The sequence below is a fragment of the Mycobacterium sp. 2YAF39 genome (assembly GCF_052114565.1).
In the GTDB taxonomy this organism is placed as follows: domain Bacteria; phylum Actinomycetota; class Actinomycetes; order Mycobacteriales; family Mycobacteriaceae; genus Mycobacterium.
In genome coordinates this window covers 458,723-474,674 of the sequence record NZ_JBFREZ010000002.1, presented here as the reverse complement: position 1 = coordinate 474,674, position 15,952 = coordinate 458,723, and the positions used below count along the sequence as shown (strand labels likewise).

The 15,952-nt window shown below is 64.8% G+C and carries 15 protein-coding genes; 5 read left to right on the top strand and 10 right to left on the bottom strand.

Annotated features, from left to right (window positions below; genetic code table 11):
• Positions 1-11: 11 nt before the first annotated feature.
• Positions 12-686 carry a hypothetical protein gene (locus tag AB4Z42_RS07730; RefSeq protein WP_442008538.1) on the top strand — a complete coding sequence of 225 codons (675 nt, stop codon included), beginning with the start codon at positions 12-14 and terminating at the stop codon, positions 684-686.
• Positions 687-696: 10 nt separating this feature from the next.
• On the opposite strand, the gene AB4Z42_RS07725 is transcribed toward AB4Z42_RS07730, so the two are convergent.
• The 8 genes from AB4Z42_RS07725 to AB4Z42_RS07690 are packed head-to-tail and all read right to left on the bottom strand — an operon-like array spanning position 697 to position 7,433.
• A complete protein-coding gene (locus AB4Z42_RS07725; protein ID WP_442008537.1) occupies positions 697-1,299 on the bottom strand; it encodes a TetR/AcrR family transcriptional regulator in 603 nt (200 codons plus the stop codon).
• A 3-nt stretch (positions 1,300-1,302) separates the two neighbouring features.
• Entirely contained in the window at positions 1,303-2,472 is a 1,170-nt protein-coding gene (locus AB4Z42_RS07720) for a lipid-transfer protein (protein ID WP_442008536.1), read from the bottom strand.
• Positions 2,469-2,927 (bottom strand): MaoC family dehydratase, encoded by a 459-nt coding sequence (locus AB4Z42_RS07715; RefSeq protein ID WP_442008535.1) that lies wholly within the window; start codon positions 2,925-2,927, stop codon positions 2,469-2,471. The genes AB4Z42_RS07720 and AB4Z42_RS07715 overlap by 4 nt, the downstream gene beginning before the upstream one ends.
• A gap of 5 nt (positions 2,928-2,932) precedes the next feature.
• Entirely contained in the window at positions 2,933-4,051 is a 1,119-nt protein-coding gene (locus tag AB4Z42_RS07710; protein ID WP_442008534.1) for an acyl-CoA dehydrogenase family protein, read from the bottom strand.
• Between the two features lie 16 nt (positions 4,052-4,067).
• On the bottom strand, positions 4,068-4,478 hold the full coding sequence (locus tag AB4Z42_RS07705) for a Zn-ribbon domain-containing OB-fold protein (RefSeq protein ID WP_442008533.1): 411 nt from the start codon (positions 4,476-4,478) through the stop codon (positions 4,068-4,070).
• Complete coding sequence (locus AB4Z42_RS07700) at positions 4,478-5,053, bottom strand: FAS1-like dehydratase domain-containing protein (RefSeq protein WP_442008532.1); 576 nt, start codon at positions 5,051-5,053, stop codon at positions 4,478-4,480. The genes AB4Z42_RS07705 and AB4Z42_RS07700 overlap by 1 nt, the downstream gene beginning before the upstream one ends.
• On the bottom strand, positions 5,050-6,249 hold the full coding sequence (locus AB4Z42_RS07695; RefSeq protein ID WP_442008531.1) for an acyl-CoA dehydrogenase family protein: 1,200 nt from the start codon (positions 6,247-6,249) through the stop codon (positions 5,050-5,052). Before AB4Z42_RS07695 ends, AB4Z42_RS07700 begins: the two co-directional genes overlap by 4 nt.
• A gap of 2 nt (positions 6,250-6,251) precedes the next feature.
• The gene (locus tag AB4Z42_RS07690; protein WP_442008530.1) at positions 6,252-7,433 is read right to left on the bottom strand and encodes a cytochrome P450; all 1,182 of its coding nucleotides are present in this window, start codon (positions 7,431-7,433) and stop codon (positions 6,252-6,254) included.
• Between the two features lie 193 nt (positions 7,434-7,626).
• Here AB4Z42_RS07690 and AB4Z42_RS07685 point away from each other — a divergent pair, with 193 nt between their 5' ends.
• Together AB4Z42_RS07685 and AB4Z42_RS07680 are read left to right on the top strand one after the other, a co-directional pair.
• The gene (locus AB4Z42_RS07685) at positions 7,627-9,090 is read left to right on the top strand and encodes an aldehyde dehydrogenase family protein (protein WP_442008529.1); all 1,464 of its coding nucleotides are present in this window, start codon (positions 7,627-7,629) and stop codon (positions 9,088-9,090) included.
• Positions 9,090-11,462: a CaiB/BaiF CoA transferase family protein gene (locus AB4Z42_RS07680; protein ID WP_442008528.1), complete on the top strand. Its 2,373-nt coding sequence runs from the start codon at positions 9,090-9,092 to the stop codon at positions 11,460-11,462. The genes AB4Z42_RS07685 and AB4Z42_RS07680 overlap by 1 nt, the downstream gene beginning before the upstream one ends.
• Here AB4Z42_RS07680 and AB4Z42_RS07675 read toward each other — a convergent pair.
• Positions 11,459-12,940: a flavin-containing monooxygenase gene (locus tag AB4Z42_RS07675; protein WP_442008527.1), complete on the bottom strand. Its 1,482-nt coding sequence runs from the start codon at positions 12,938-12,940 to the stop codon at positions 11,459-11,461. The two genes, AB4Z42_RS07680 and AB4Z42_RS07675, sit on opposite strands and share 4 nt — an antisense overlap.
• Before the next feature lie 16 nt (positions 12,941-12,956).
• On the bottom strand, positions 12,957-14,621 hold the full coding sequence (locus AB4Z42_RS07670; RefSeq protein ID WP_442008526.1) for a patatin-like phospholipase family protein: 1,665 nt from the start codon (positions 14,619-14,621) through the stop codon (positions 12,957-12,959).
• A 76-nt stretch (positions 14,622-14,697) separates the two neighbouring features.
• Here AB4Z42_RS07670 and AB4Z42_RS07665 point away from each other — a divergent pair, with 76 nt between their 5' ends.
• Positions 14,698-15,144, top strand: a complete 447-nt coding sequence (locus AB4Z42_RS07665; protein WP_442008525.1) for an SRPBCC family protein — start codon at positions 14,698-14,700, stop codon at positions 15,142-15,144.
• Positions 15,128-15,667 carry a TetR/AcrR family transcriptional regulator gene (locus AB4Z42_RS07660; RefSeq protein ID WP_442008524.1) on the top strand — a complete coding sequence of 180 codons (540 nt, stop codon included), beginning with the start codon at positions 15,128-15,130 and terminating at the stop codon, positions 15,665-15,667. The genes AB4Z42_RS07665 and AB4Z42_RS07660 overlap by 17 nt, the downstream gene beginning before the upstream one ends.
• Positions 15,668-15,952 lie beyond the last annotated feature (285 nt).

Here is a 15,952-nt window from a genome sequence, read left to right as displayed (position 1 = left end):
ATCCTGGCGATGTGGGTTTATTGATCCGCCTCTTCGAGTTGCTGATCGTGATCGTGCCGGTCGCGGGCGCGATCATTGCCGCTTTCAGGGCGTTTTCGTCTGCCAAGAAGCGAGGCGCCGACCAGGCGATCACCGAAGGGCGTCCCGAACGCGAACCTGAATTGGCACGGCCGGCCACCGTCAATTCCGCGGCTCTGTGGCGCACCATCACGCGCGCGATCGAGGAGCACTCTCGAACGGACGCGCGGTGGCTGGACTACGAACTCGATCCGGCGAGACTGCTGGAATTCCCACTCATGACCGACCTGCGCGAGCCTCTCACCGAGCGGTTTCACAAGGCGAAGATCCGGGCGGACATGCTGCGTCCGGTACGAGCCGAGGATCTGCTGGACGATCGCGAATCGGCCCGCGATTACCTGGCCGCTGTCGAGGACTACGTCGCGGCCTTCAACACCGCCGAGGCAGATGCGATTCGACGACGCCGTAACGACTTCTCCGAACCTGATCGGCAGCGAATTGTCCTTGCTCAGCGGCTTCTCCGTGTGGCCTCGAATGAGGCTGCGACACCGAAGGAACGTGAACATGCTTACGACCTCGCGCGTCGGGAGCTCGAGGGTCTGATCGTTCTGCCACCCGCGACCCGCACCGCGATCGAGCGCGGCATCGCGGGCGAAATCGACCAGTGAATGACTCTTGTTACCTCGTGCGACCGCGGCGGTCTCCGGTGAATCCCCGCACCGCATGCGATCTGACGAACTCGGCGACCACGTCGTCATCATCCATGTTCAGCGTTGACGACGGTGTGCTGAACAACGAGAAGAGCATCCGTGCGTACCACTCGCCTGCGGCCGCTACGTCCAGGTCCTTGCGCACCTCGCCGGTGAGCTTCGCGGCGGTGAGATACGGCGCGAGAAACTCGGTGCACTCGCGCAATAGGACGGCCGCGTTCTTGGTGAGGAGCAGGCTCACCTCGTCGGCGTCGAAATAGTCCTCGGGTTCGATGAACCGTCGGGCACTGGTCACGAAAACTCCTGCGAGAGCGAGCTGGTCCTCGAGCGTCGCGCCACTTCGCATGGCCTTGGCCATCTCGCGGTAGAACTTCTGCGAAGCGCCCTCTGCACAGGCTTCCACGATCGCTGCTTTGTCGCGGAAGTACTCGTACACCGTGCTGCGTGAGACATCGGCGGCGCGGGCGATGTCGACGACGGTCGTCTTGTCCAGACCGTGCCGGCGGAAGCAGTCGAAGGCAGACTCGATGATGAGCTCGCGAGTGTCTGTGGCAGTTGTCGGCAGGCTCATGGCTCAGCCGTCCGGCGAAAGGATCAGCGCGCTCGTGGGCACCCCTGTTCCCGAGGTCACCAGGACATTCTGAACGGCTTCGACTTGGTTGTAGGAGGTGCCGCGCACCTGGCGCACACCTTCGGTGATGCCGTTCATGCCGTGGATGTAGGCCTCGCCGAGCAGCCCGCCGTTGGTGTTGATCGGCAGCTCGCCACCGAGCGAAAGCCGCTCGATCGTCGCGAAGTCCTTCGCCTCGCCACGACCGCAGAACCCCAGCTCCTCGAGTTGGGCGAACACAAACGGGGTGAAGTGGTCGTAGAGGAACGCGGTCTGGATGTCGCTCGGCTTGAGTCCGGAGTCCCGCCAAAGCTTTTCGGCCACCACCCCCATCTCGGGCAGTCCGGTGATGTCGTCGCGGTAGTAACTCGTCATCATCTCGCCATCAGCGGCCGCACCCTGCACCGCGGCGGTGATCACCGCGGGCGTGCTGGCGAGATCACGTGCGCGCTCGACGGTGGTGACGACCAACGCGACTCCGCCGTCGCTCTCCTGGCAGCAATCGAGAAGCCGCAGAACGGGTTCGATGACCCAGCGCGAGTTCTGATGATCTTCCAACGTGATCGGCCGCTCGTAAAACCACGCGTCCGGGTTGCGCGCCGCGTTGGCGCGGTCGACGACGGAGATGCGGCCGAAGTCGGCGTTGGTGACCCCGTAGGTGGACATGTACCGCTGTGCGTGCAGCGCGACCCACGCGGCGGGTGTCAACAGTCCGAACGGCGCGTAATTGGCCAAGAACAACGGCGTCTCACCCGTCGGCCGCGCCCCCGAACCGCCGAACCGGAACCCGGACCGTTCGTTGAATGCGCGGTAACACACCACGGCGTTCGCCGTGCCCGTCGCAACCGCCATCGCGGCCTGCACCACGGTGCCCGCCGCCGCACCGCCGCCGTGGTGAACCCGGCTGAAGAACGTCAGGTCGCCGATACCGACGTTCCGCGCGATGTCGATCTCGTCGCTCGAGTCCATCGTGAAGGTGACCATGCCGTCGATGTCAGCGGGTTGCAGGCCGGCATCAGCGATTGCGGCCTTGACTGCCTCGCAGGCGAGTTGGAGCTCACTGCGGCCGGATTCCTTCGAGAACTCCGTCTGGCCGATGCCCGCGATAGCGGTCTTTCTGCTGAGCGAATTCATGGGCCGACTCGGTCGTCCAACAGGCTGACGATCGCCGACCCCGTCACGTGATCCCCGAGGCTGTTGCTGCCCTTGAACGTGATTTCCAGCAGGCCTTCGCCATCGGATCCCTCGAACATGCCGGTGACGCTGCCCGTGAAGCGCAAAGGGTCGTTGGGAAAGGACGGAACGCCAAGCCGGATGGCCAGCTTCTTCACCATCGCTTCGGGACCGGCCCAGTCGGTCAGGAATCGCACGCACAGCCCGTTGGAGGTCAGGATGTTCATGAACATGTTCGGCGACCCCTGCTTCTTGGCGAACTCGGGATCGTGGTGCACGGGCATGAAGTCGCGCGAGGCGATCGCGCCCGCGACGATGACGGTCGCGGTGACCGGGACATCCATCGGCGTGACCTCGTCGCCGACGTTGATAGCGCGCCAGTCCAATGTCGTGGTGCGAGAAGTATTCACAGGCACAGTGGTTATTTCCTTTCACTCACGTAGGCAGCGCCGAGTCGCGCCAATTGGGCCGAGGCCGGACCGAGCGTCAACTCGTTGTGCTTGGCCCACAGGAAGTACCGGAACAGGGGATAGGTGAGGTCGATGCCGATGCCGCCGTGCACCTGTTGGGCGGTGGCCGCAACGCGGGCGCCGGCCTCGGCCGCCCAGAACTTTGCGATGGCGGCCGCGCGCTCGGCCGGCTGCCCCTCGGCCAGAAGCCAGGCCGCTTGCCACGTCGTCCAGCGGATCGCTTCGACGTCGATGAACGCGTCAGCCATCCGCTGCTGAACGGCCTGGAAGCTGCCGATCGGCCTGCCGAACTGCTCGCGTTCCGTGGTGTACGACGCTGCGATGCGCAGAGCGCGTTCCGTCACGCCGAGCTGAATCGCGCACAGCCCGACAATGGCGCGGTTATGCAGCGATTCGATCATCTCGGCGCCGTCCCCGGGCAAACGGTCTCCACCGGAAACGGTTGCACCGTTGAGGATCACGTCGGCGTGCGGCTCGCTGTTCGTCGTTACCGCGGGTTGGATCTCGACACCGTCGGCTCCCGCGTCGAGCAGGAAGAGGCCGACGTCGCCATCGTCGGTCTGGGCGGGAATGACGATTGTCTGCGCGATCTGTGCGGCAGGAACCAGCTCTTTGCTTCCGTCGAGGCGCCACCGGTCGCCGACGCGCCGCGCGGTGGTTGTCGGCATCGTCGGGTCGGAGCGGCCCGGCTCGGTCAGCCCGGCGGTGAGCAGACGGGATCCGTCGACGACACCGGGGAGGTACCGCTGCCGCTGACCGTCATCGCCGTGGCGGGCGATGGTGTCGGCGCCGAGCAGAAGAGTCGCGTAGACCGGAACCGGCGCGACGCCGGCACCTACCTCCGAGAGGAGCAGGGCCAACTCGAGGAACCCGTGGCCGCTGCCACCGACTTTCTCGGGCAACGCGATTCCGAGCAGGTCGGCGGTCGCGAGCTCGTGCCAGAGCGCCGCGTCGTACCGAACGTCGCCGGCCTCCAACTCGGTCAGATGCTCGGGCGTGACCCGATGCTCGAAGAGTTGGCGCGCGACCTTGGCGATCGTCTCTTGTTCTTCGGTGAACGTGAAATCCATGGTTGTGATGCCCTGCCTATCGAACCGGGCGGAACTGGTGCAGGACGACGTCCTTGCCGTCGAGGGTGTCGAATGTCTGATAGAAGACCTCCACCGGCATGCCGACCTCGACGTCGTCGGGTGCGATCTCGCACAGGTTCGACACCAGCCGCACACCCTCGTCGAGTTCGACCAGCACGACGATGTACGGATACTCCATCAGCGGCATCGGCGGATGTTGTGGCATCACGTAGCTGTACACGGTGCCGCGGCCGGAGCATTCGATCGAGTCCCACTCCAGCGACTGGCACGAGGGGCACATCGGCCGTGCGGGCTGCCGCAGCGCCTGGCAATCCTTGCAGCGCTGAATCAACAGTTTGTGGTCGCGCACCCCGTTCCAGAAGAACTCGGAGTCGGGGCTGACCGTCGGCGCCAGTCGCGTGGCCATCAGGTATTGGCCTTGAATCGGAACACACGGAATCGCTGGCGGCCCAGCACTTCCCCGTTCTGGTCGGTGTAGGTCGACAACCACGTGACGAAATGGCCGGTGCCAAGTGAGGTCTTCTTCTCGTCGGAGATGTCCTCGAACTCCTGCGTCACCGAGATGACGTCGTCAAGGCGCGGATAGCGTTCGATCTCGAACTCCGAGTTCGTCGCGACGATGCTGGTGAATCCGGCGTCTTCGATGAACGACGCCGGATTGCGCCCCATCTCCATTGGCACGCCTCCGCGTTCGGCGATGCCTTCGATCTTGGGGGCAGGCATCGTCCACGTCTGGAGCATTACCGGCGACGACACGATGCCTCCGAACCTGGACTTCTCGGCGAATTCTGGATCGAGGTACACCGGGTTCATGTCGTCGAGCGCATAGCACCAATGCCGAATCATCGGCTGGTTCACCGGATCCGGCGCAACAGTCGGCTTGCTGGACCCGCCGGTGGGCTGCCCGATGAGCGCGTCGAGCTTCTTCCGGAACTCCGACTTCGTCGTCTCTTCTTCGCGTAAACGCTCATCAGAGGTCACTTTGCATCCCCATTCTGGTTGGCCCGAAGGTCACGTGGTGCACGCGGCATGAAAAGCCCCGCCATCGCGATGATGTCGCGCTGTAGTTCGTTGGCGCCGCCGCCGAAAGTGTTGATCACCGCGATCCGGTAGGCCGCTTCGAGCGCGCCGCGCAAGGGTGCGTCGTCGCCCTTTCGGGTGCCACCGCGGTCCATCACCTCGAGCAGTTCCCTGGCCACTTGTTGGGTCAGCTCCGTGCCGAACACCTTGACCGCCGATGCCTCACCCATGCCGAGTACGCCGATCGACATCGCGGCGTTCACGCGCAGGTTCATGATTTTGTAGGCGACGACTTGCGCCTCGACCCGTGCGAGCGCCTGCTGCACCCACGGCTGGTCGATGACGCGCCCGTCGTCGAGCTCGGTGGTCTGCGCCCACGCCAGCGTCTTCTCGAACAGCGGCACGAGCGCACCCATGTTGCCCAGCGCCGCGCGTTCGAAGTTCAGCTGCGTGGTGATCAGCCGCCAGCCCTCGTTCTCGCCGGCAACGATCGAACTTGCAGGCACTCGAACGTCGTCGTAGAAGGTGTAGAACGTCGACACGCCCGGCATGGTGTGCAATGGCTTACACGAGAAGCCCGGTGACGACGTCGGCACGATGAAAATGGTGATGCCCTTGTGCTTCTTGACGGTCGGATCGGTCCGAGCCGCGAGCCAGATGTAATCGGCGTACGCCGCGCCGCTGGTGAACATCTTCGCGCCGTTGATGATGTAGTCGTCGCCGTCGCGCACGGCAGCTGTCCGCAACGACGCGAGATCGCTTCCGGCGGACGGTTCGGAATAGCCGATCGCGAACTCGACCGTCCCGTCGAGAATCGCAGGCAGGAACTTCTCCTTCTGCTCGTCGGATCCGGATTGGGCGAGGGTCGGTCCGACGGTGTTGAGGGTGACAAGCGGGATGGGTGCGTTGACCCGCTGGGCTTCCTCGAAGAAGATGAACTGCTCGAGCGCGGTGAAGCCGCGTCCGCCGTACTCCTTGGGCCATCCGACGCCGAGAAGGTTGGCGGCGCCGAGTGCACGCACGCACTCCTTGACTGCCTCTCCGCCTTCCATGCGGCCGGCGACCGCGGCGATGCGTTCCGGGGTCATCACCGTCTCCAGCGACGCCCGGATCTCGGCCCGCAGTTCTTTCTGGTCCGGTGTGAAGTCCAGATACACCGCTAACTCCCCATTCCCAATCGCACTGGCATGCGTTTGACGCCCGGCACCATGGTTGCCCTCATCCGGTCGACATCGCCGACCAATTCGAGCTTCGGATATCTCCCGAGAAGTACCTGGAAGAAAACAATTGCCTCGAGTCGGGCGAGTTGAGCTCCGACGCAGGAGTGCTCACCACAACCGAATGCGATGTGCGGGTTGGGATGACGGTCGATCTTGAACTCCTCGCCGTCGGAACCGAAGACCTCTTCGTCGCGGTTGGCCGAGCCGTAGAGCATGACGACCGTGTCACCCTCGCGGATGCGCTTTCCACGGATCTCGAGGTCGACCGTAGCCGTCCGTGCCATATGGGTGACCGGGCTGCACCACCGCAACATCTCTTCGACGGCACCGGGGATCAGCGCGGGGTCCTTGACGAGCCGGTCGCATGCCTCGGGGTGTTCGATGAGCGCCAAGGTCCCGAGCGCGATCAGGTTGCGTGTTGTTTCATTGCCCGCGACGAGCAACAGGAACGCGAAGTTGAGCAGGTCCTCATCGGTCAACCTGGCACCGTCGATCTCAGCGGTGCTCAACACCGACAGCATGTCGTTTAGCGGTTCGGCTCGCCGAGAGGCGATCAGTTGCTGGAAGTACTCGAACAGCTCGCCGACGGCCACCATCGAATCGAGCTCGATTTCGGGGTCAGCGTTTCCGGTGCATGCATCCGACCACCGACGGAACCTCTCCCAGTCGTCGGGCGGGGCGCCGAGCAGTTCGGCAATCATCCGGGTCGGTAAGGGAGCCGCAAGGGCCTCGGCGAACTCGACGGTGGAGTCGGCACGGATGTCCGCGAGGACGCCGTAGACGATCTCGCGCACCTTCGGTTCGAGGATCGCCACCTGCCGCCGCGTGAACCCGGTGTTGATCAGCTTCCGGAGCTGCCGGTGCCGCGGTGGGTCGGTGAATATGAGATTGCCCTCCTGAACCGGGTTCGGAAACCCAGGGTCGGGAATGGTGATGCCCTTGGCCGAGGAGAACTTGTCCGGGTTCGTGGACACGTATCTGATGTCCTCGTACTTCAGCAACGCCCAGAACTTGGTGACGTCGTTCCAGCACACCGGCTCGGTTGCGCGCAGTTCCCTATAGGCGGGGTACGGGTCCCCCGTGAAGAAGTCAGGTGAATGTAGAGGGACTTCGGTGCGCATAGCGGCCTCCCTCAATGCGATCAGACATATCAGTGCGATCTGTCCGATTTATACAGTGTTTACTTGATTGCATGGACACTGTCAATGATCGATGATCTGTTGAAAAGCAACCGAGTTGGATAACGGTGATTGACGGGCGAGTCCGACAGGTGTACACCAAGTGTTGACCCGATGACTCCGGTGAGGAAACGATATGGCCGACGCGCGTCCACTCCTCGACACCTATGCCCTGTACATCGACGGCAAGTGGGTAGAGCCCGAGAGCGGCCGCTATGACGACATTTCCCCGTCGACGGAGTCGACGATCGCTCAGGCTCCCGACGCCGGTATCGCTGACGTCGACGCCGCGATCTCGGCTGCGCGGCGGGCATTCGACTCAGGGCCGTGGGCCCACGCGTCGGTCGACGAACGGGCCCATTGCCTCAATCAGTTGGGCAATGCACTCATGGAGCGTGCTGATGAGTTCTTCGCGCTGTCGCAGGCAGAGTGGGGATGTACTGCGAACGAGCGCATGATCCAGGTCGACGGTCCCGCGTTCATGGCGATGAACACCGCCGAACTCGCCCTGCAACTCAAAGACGAACCGATCAATCCGTTCGGTGCAGCCGGAACGACGCTGCTTCGCCACGAGCCCCAGGGTGTGGTGTCGATCCTGACGCCATGGAACTTCCCACACAGCCTCAACGTGATGAAGGTCAGCCGTGCGTTGGCCGCCGGCAACACCATCGTGCTCAAGCCATCACCCCTGACACCGCTCGCCGGCCTCGCGCTCGCACGAATCATCGATGAGCACACCGACATTCCACCCGGGGTGGTCAACGTCGTCACCCCGAGTGGGATCGAGGCGAGCAAGCTACTGACGACTGACCCCCGCATCGATATGGTCAGTTTCACCGGGAGCTCCGTTGTCGGCCGCGAGGTGATGGCCGCCGCGGGTGGCACCATGAAGCGAATTCTGCTCGAGTGCGGCGGAAAGTCGGCGGGGATCTTCCTCGACGATGTCGAGGTGACGGACGAACTGCTGGAACGGTTCTTTTTCGACGGATGCTCACTTCATGCCGGGCAGGCGTGCATCCTGCAGAGTCGCCTTCTGCTACCGGATCGCCTCCACGACGACGTCGTCGACAGACTGGTCGAGTTGGCCCGGAGCGTAAAGGTCGGCGACCCAACGGATCCTGACGTTCAGATGGGCCCACTGATCAGTCGTGCTCAACTTGAGAGGGTGGAGGCACATGTGGGCGCCGCGGCCCAAGCTGGAGCAACACTCGTCGCCGGCGGCCGACGCCCGTCCGGCCTGGATAAGGGTTTCTACTTCGAGCCGACGATCCTGACCGGCGTCACGCCGGACTCGGCGATCGCCCAGGAAGAGGTGTTCGGTCCGGTGTTGGCGGTACTGCGTTACCGAGATGACGACGACGCGGTCGCGATCGCCAACAATTCGCAGTACGGACTCTCCGGTGCGGTGTGGGGCGGCGACGTCGAGCGCGCGGTGAGCGTCGCGCGCCGCGTCCGTACCGGGCAGATCGCCGTAAACGGCTGCATTCCAGGCGATGCGCCGTTCGGCGGGTTCAGACAGAGCGGACTGGGCCGCGAAGGCGGCGGCCTTCCCGGCCTGTACAGCTATATGGAACAGAAGGCCATCGGAATTCCGGCGTGATGGCGGCGCTGGAGGGACTGCGCGTCGTCGAGATCGCCGGAGATATCGCGGGACCCTACTGCACGAAGCTACTCGTCGATCTCGGCGCCGATGTCACGAAGATCGAACCGCCGTCTGGAGATCCGCTGCGATTCTGGGGACCGTTTCCCGGCGGCACACCAGACCCGAACAAGTCAGGCCTCTTCGAGTATCTGAACGCGGGGAAGCGCGGCGCAACAGTCGATCTCGAGAGCGACGTAGAAGCGGCGGGGGAGTTGATAACGCAAGCGGACCTGTTGGTGGACGGTCTGCGGCCGGGAATGCTGGATCGGTTGGGTCTAGGCAAGGACGCGCTGGCGGCTCTCAATCCCAACCTCGTAGTCGTGCGCATCTCCGACTTCGGGCAGAACGGTCCCTTGCGCGACCGCGATGCCACGTCCCTGACCGTGCAGGCGGCGTCGGGTTGGGTCAACACCAGAGATCCCGGCCGCCCGCCAGTACAGGCCGGCGGGCGGATCTCCGAGTATGTCGCCGGGGGGTACGGCGCACTCGCCGCTCTCACTGGATTGAGAACCCAGTCCACCAGCGCAAGCGGCGTCGTCGAGATCGACGTGTCGGTACTCGAGTCGCTGCTGTCGACACTCCCGTATCCAATGCTGCAGGCCGAGAAGATGCGGAACCTCGGGATGCCGGTTAACACCCGTTCCGCTCCGATGATGGGCATCGTCGCGGCTGCGGACGGATGGCTTGGAATCAATTGCCTCACAGGACAGCACTGGCTGGACGCGTGCGCGATGCTGGGGTTGCCCGAATACGGCGAGCTGCAGATCGAGATCATGCTCGGCGGCCCGCAGCGTGCCGAGTTCTACGAGAAGGCCGAGCCATGGTTGTCGGCACATACCGTGGGCGACATCGTCGAGCTGAGCCAAGCGATGCGCATTCCCGCATCACCCGTCAACGACGGCGCCACGGTCCTCGACTGCCCTCAATATCTCGAGCGGGGGTTCTTCGTCGATGCCGGCGGCGCGGACTGGTCGTTCCGTAGGCCCGCCGCTCCGTTCCGACTGTCGAAGTCCCCGGCGCTGCCGCCGCGGCCTGCACCGCAGATGGGTTCTCGAGCGGCAGGCGCCACGCGCTCGCCGGTGTCCAATAGTGCGGGGATGTTTACGCGGAAGCCCTTTGCGGACATCAAAGTTCTTGACCTGACTACGTTCTGGGCGGGTGCCTACCTGACGTGCTACCTCGGCGCTTTCGGGGCCGAGATCGTCAAGGTGGAGTCCATCCAGCGACCTGACGGTTTCCGCTACTCGGGGGCATGGGCGCACGAGGGTGACCGCTGGTACGAACGCAGCGGTTTGTGGCAGGCCACCAACCTCAACAAGCGAGACATCACCATCGACCTCACCTCCGAACAGGGCCGCGACCTGGTCCGCCGCCTCGTACGGGAGGCTGACGTCGTCGTGGAGAACTTCTCGCCACGGGTGATCGAGCATTTTGGGCTCGATTACGAGTCGCTTGCGGAACTGAATCCGAATGTGATCCTTGTGCGCATGCCCGGGTTCGGCCTGAGCGGGCCGTGGCGCGAATACGTCGGATGGGCGCTCAATTTCGAGCAGACATCGGGCATGGCCGCAGTCACGGGTTACGCGGACGGTCCGCCCTGCACCTTGCAGGGACCCGCTGATCCGATCGTCGGGGTACACGCGGGCGTCGCGCTTCTGGCCGCCTTCGAGCACCGGCGCCGGACCGGCGAAGGCCAGCTCATCGAGATCGCACAGATCGAGGTGGCGGCGTGCCTTACTCCCGAGCCGGTCATCGAGTATTCGATGAACGGGATAATCCAGCCCCGCAACGGCAATCGGCATCGCGGCCTCGTACAAGGTGTCTATCCGACTGCTGTCGACGACATCTGGGTGGCGTTGTCGGTGCGCGACGACACCGATTGGGCGCGACTGGCTGACGTCATGGGCAGGCCCGACCTCGTCTCCGACGCCCGCTTCGTTTCGGCGGACGAGAGGGAACGCTCACACGATGACTTCGATGGCGTGGTTGCCGAGTGGACACGAACTCTGACCGCGGAAGCGATCGTCGACACCCTTGGTGCGCGACATGTGCCGGCCGAGCGGGTGATGACCGCCGACCGGATGTACGACATCGAACAGCTCGATCAACGTCGGTATTACGAAGAGTACGAGCACCCTGTGACAGGTCTGCATCGCTATCCGGGCTGGCCCTTCACGATCACGCCGGGTCCGGACCGCCACCACCGTTTCTCGGCGCCGACGCTCGGGCAGCACAACGACGAGATTCTGCGCGGCCTCGGTCTCTCGGATGAGGAGATCGAGGACTTGCGTGCGCGACGGGTGATCGGCGAGGCCGCGCTCAACGCCTAACCCGCCTGAACCTGCACCCAGTAACGACGTTCCCGCTCGGTCATCGCGTTGGAGATGATCGCACCGAAGGCGGCGGCGTCGCGCGCGAAACGCGCCTGCGCGTCGGGTAGGGCATCGGGGCCCTCGAGCCGGAAGCAACTCGGAGCGAGTGGACCGTAAAGAAGCGCCCTCCGTATACCGGGCCAGTTCTCGAGCTGGGGTTCGACGCCTGCGGCTCGCGCAAAGGTCAACGCCGCCAGATTCATTCGGGTCTTCTGCGACGATCCGCGACGGGCACGGTAGTCGGCGATCGCGGTGCGTTGGTCGGCCTCATCAGGCGGCGCAATCGCACCGCCCCACGTGTAGGCAATCCAGCGGGCCTGAAGTTCCAGCGGTACAAAGTAGCCGCCGGATTGATCCCACATGCCCACCATCGCCAAGCCCGGCAGATCTGGGTGAAACGTGTAGCGGTCGGCGTCCAGATGCACCTCGTCCATGTCGAGAGTCGCGCGGATGTCGTCGCTGAGAAACGGCAGATTCAGCGAGAAGCCGGTGCCGAACACGATTCCATCGAACGCTTCGACAACCCCGCCGGCGAAGGTCACGTCCGTGCCGTGGACCGATAGCATCCACGGCCGCACTGTGATTCGGCCTTCGGCCACCAGCGGAAGGTAACCCTGGTTGAGCGTCACCCCGGCGGCGAACAATGACGGATCCGGCGCCGGTGCACCGTACTGCTCTGGGCTGCCGTTGGCCTCCACCACGATTTCCTTGAGTTGGCGGTCGACCTCTGCCGGTGGAAGGGTCTCGTTCGCCAGGGTTCCGTATCGCGTGAAGATCCTGTGGTCGGACGGGACGCCCGCCGCGAATTTCGGCAGCACATAGCGTTGCCGCCGCTGCGTCACCACCACACGCGCCGCGCCGAGCCGAGCGAGTTCGGTGGCGATCTCCAAAGCGCTGACCGCGCACCCCGCCACCAGAACATGCTTGCCGGCATACGCATTCGCGCCTCGGTAATCGAATGTCGAGATGACACCAGCCGAGCCCGTGAACGTCTCCAGACCCGGCACCGCGGGGACGGCCGGCGACGTGAACCTGCCGGTGGCAACGACTACTCGGTCGAAATGTTCTTCGGTCCCGCCGTGTGTCACTTGCCATCGAGCACCGACGCGGCCGACACCGTCCACCCGTCTTCCAAACCGAATGCGGGTGCGAAGGCCGAACAAATCGGCGTACCGGTTCAGGTAGTCCAGCACATCACGGTTCGACGGGAACACACGATCACATTCGTGGTCGAGGTCGCTGAAGGCCGTCAAGACCCGACTTGTGTTGGTGTACATAGCCGGCCACACTCCGCTGCGACCCGGCAGCCCGGTCCATTGTCCGCCCACCTCTGACCCCTGCTCGAAGATGGTCGGCTCGAACCCCTGCGACAGCAGCCACCGTGCCGTGACGAGGCCGCCGGGACCGGCCCCGATCACCGCGACAGTGCCCGTCACCTGGCGGCGGCTTCGCTCACGTCAACCGTCGGTTTCGCCACCGCGCCAACCGGTTCTGAGGCACCTGGATGGCCGCCATCACGGCGCTCATCGGGGACGCGACCGACTTCGAACGCGCGTCGGGATCAGCGCCGGGGACAGCGGGCCGGTCACCTTCCCACCACGTCGGCTGCAGCAGCGCGGTGGTCACCGGGATGGCCTTGTCGACGCTCTTGCGCCCCCACGCGCAGGCGCGGTCGATCGACGCCGCCGAGGGTGCGAGGTTGGCGGGGGACAGCGTCGGCGCGAAGCGTACGAGGTGGTCGGCATATGGAGCGTTGCGCACCATCTGCAACTGGACCGCCTGGGCGATCGGGGCGAGCCACAAATGGCGTGGATCCCATTGCGGGTGAAAGCAATCGAACGCGAGGTAGCAGGCATTGCGCGTACCCAGCCTGCCGTCACGGACCCGCTTCCAAGCCAGTTCGACCGGAACGTTGCTCGCCGCGCCGCCGTCGACCAGCGCCGCGACCTCCTTGTCTTCACACAGGGCGTCGAGGATCGGCAACATGCGCGGGTCACTCGTTTCATGGTGCAGCACACCGGGAATCGCCGACGAGAAGGATGCCGCGTCGAGGACGTCGAAGTCGCGTGTCAGATCGTCGTCGCCGACGACGATCGGTTTGACCACGCGCAGGTCGATGAACGCCGATACTTGCCACAGCCGCCGCGCGACCTGCGATCCGATGCCGATCGGGCGGAAGGGAAGTGAACGCATCTGCAGCGCCGCCAGTTCCGGACGGCGAAACCTCGACGGTAGCGCCGAATACGGCTGCCTGCGCACCCCGGCGAGCACCGCGTCGAACGGAATCGCCAAGTCCGACATCCGCATGCGTTCGCCGTCGGCCCGCGTGAACAGCGCATGGGCGAACTCATCGAAGCGCAGCGAGAACAGGCCGGCCAGCCCGTGACGGCGCCGAACTCGTTCGGGCCCGAGGATCGCGCCGTAGGTCACCGTCTTCGCCCACGCGACGTACTCCTCGATCGGCACCGGTAGCGCGCGGGCGACCACACTGCCCATGATCGAACCGAACGATGCGCCGATCATGTAGTCCGGAACCTGGCCGGCCTCCAACAGTCGCTGCATGCCGCCGATGTAGACGAATCCGGCACCGCCGCCGCCGCCAAGAACGGTGACGAGTTTCTTGTAGCCCACCTCGGCGTCCAGCTCGGCGGCGGAGAAGTCGTTCCCGTGGCTTTCGATCAGCAGCCGGCGCCGCTCGTCCTGCTCGTCGGACAATGCGACGAGCCCATCGCGCGCTCTTGCCAATGCCGTTGAGGGATCACGCTCCTCGCGAAGGGGGCCGTAGAACGCGTCGGCGACTTTGGCCCGCCACGGCGCGACTTCGGCACCCACCGAGACGTCGCCGCGTCCACGACTACCGCCGGGGCCTGCGGCGCCCGGTTCGAAGTCGGCGAGCCGCGCGAAGTTCAGGATGTACCGCAGCCTGCGCAGCTCGTCGTCGCGCAACACATCCGGGTGGGCCAGGTGATGCCGGACAAGCTTGTTCTCCATCTTCTGCAGCATCAGAATCGGCTCGGCCGACGGTGGTTCGACGGCGGCGACAGAGTCGACAACCTCGTCCTCGACCGCCTCGACGAGGTCGAGTGCGACCTCGCGGCGTCTGAACGGGTTCTCCATGGTTACGGCTCCGTGTATCCGCTGAGGGCAGTTGTCATACTTTCGCAGCGAGCCTAATTCATGTACCGTCTGGTACATGATTACCGAGAGTGGCGTCGACATCGACGCACCGGCCTCTGTCGTCTGGGACGTGTTCAGCGACGTCGAGCGCTGGCCCGAATGGACAGAGTCGGTCACGACCCTGGTTGCCCTCGACGGCCCAGGCATTGCGGTGGGCAAGCGGTTCGAGATCAAACAGCCGCGCATGCCGAAGCTGGTGTGGGTGGTCACCGAAGTGGAACCCGGTAAATCGTGGACCTGGGTCCAGCGCTCGCCGGGCGGTGTGACGCTTGCCAGCCACGACGTCACCACCATCGCGGAGGGCCAGACCCGGGTGCGTCAGTGGATCGACCAGCGGGGTGTTGTCGGCGTCCTGGTCGGCCTCGCCATGCGGTCGATGACGCAGCGCTACCTGAACCTCGAGGCCGCCGGCCTCAAGACGCGAAGCGAGCACCTCTACCAACCGCATGGCCCGGCCTCCTGACCTCCAGCGGCGCCAGGCACTGCTTGACGCGCTGGTCGAGGAGTTCGCCCTACGGGGCATCGGTGATCGCTCGCTACGCGACGTGGCGGGGGCCGTCGACACCAGCCACCGCATGCTGCTTCATCATTTCGGCTCGCGCGACGAACTCCTCGTGGCCATCGTCGACGAGGTCGAACGGCGCCAGATCGCGCTGCTGCACGAGCTGCCGGAGGACCCGGCGGACGCGATCGCGGCGATGTGGGCCAACCTGCGGCGGCACGAGCTACGCCCGTTCGAGCGGTTGTTCTTCGAGTGCTACGCGCGCGGTGTCCAGGGCGAGCAGCCCTTCGCCCGGCTGCTGCCGGGTGCCGTGCACTCGTGGCTCGACGATGCGGCGGCCCGCACGGTCGATCCCGCGATGATGCGCCTCGGTCTGGCCGTCGCGCGGGGTCTACTGCTCGACCTGGTGGCCACCGATGACCGAGAGGGTGTCGACGCGGCGGCCGCGGCGTACGTCGAATTGGTGCGTCGAGCAGGGGTTTAGCCCGCGCCTGCCCACGGGTAGCCGTCACAAGTCGGGGGTCGAAAATGACGAGCATGCCGCATGCCGCTATCGAAGGAGTCGACCCAAATGAATGTCAAGAAGCGCGTGGTCACAACGATTTGTGCTGGCGCGTTGGCTGGCGCCGCCCTGGGGATCGGGTCGGGTGTCGCCAGCGCCGGTCCGAAAATCCCTGGCCCGCCACCCTGGCCGGTTCCTGGTCCCGGCGTGAATGTCGGTGGACCGGGCAACCCGTTGCCGCCGGGACAGAACGGCCTTCCACCACCT

What these genes read in the sequence shown, in the direction of transcription:
- AB4Z42_RS07685 (WP_442008529.1), top strand. Translation starts at nt 7,627, where the DNA reads ATGGCCGACGCGCGTCCACTCCTCGACACCTATGCCCTGTACATCGAC.
- AB4Z42_RS07690 (WP_442008530.1), bottom strand. Translation starts at nt 7,433, where the DNA reads ATGCGCACCGAAGTCCCTCTACATTCACCTGACTTCTTCACGGGGGAC.
- AB4Z42_RS07670 (WP_442008526.1), bottom strand. Translation starts at nt 14,621, where the DNA reads ATGGAGAACCCGTTCAGACGCCGCGAGGTCGCACTCGACCTCGTCGAG.
- AB4Z42_RS07720 (WP_442008536.1), bottom strand. Translation starts at nt 2,472, where the DNA reads ATGAATTCGCTCAGCAGAAAGACCGCTATCGCGGGCATCGGCCAGACG.
- AB4Z42_RS07660 (WP_442008524.1), top strand. Translation starts at nt 15,128, where the DNA reads ATGGCCCGGCCTCCTGACCTCCAGCGGCGCCAGGCACTGCTTGACGCG.
- AB4Z42_RS07680 (WP_442008528.1), top strand. Translation starts at nt 9,090, where the DNA reads ATGGCGGCGCTGGAGGGACTGCGCGTCGTCGAGATCGCCGGAGATATC.
- AB4Z42_RS07710 (WP_442008534.1), bottom strand. Translation starts at nt 4,051, where the DNA reads ATGGATTTCACGTTCACCGAAGAACAAGAGACGATCGCCAAGGTCGCG.
- AB4Z42_RS07725 (WP_442008537.1), bottom strand. Translation starts at nt 1,299, where the DNA reads ATGAGCCTGCCGACAACTGCCACAGACACTCGCGAGCTCATCATCGAG.
- AB4Z42_RS07665 (WP_442008525.1), top strand. Translation starts at nt 14,698, where the DNA reads ATGATTACCGAGAGTGGCGTCGACATCGACGCACCGGCCTCTGTCGTC.
- AB4Z42_RS07705 (WP_442008533.1), bottom strand. Translation starts at nt 4,478, where the DNA reads ATGGCCACGCGACTGGCGCCGACGGTCAGCCCCGACTCCGAGTTCTTC.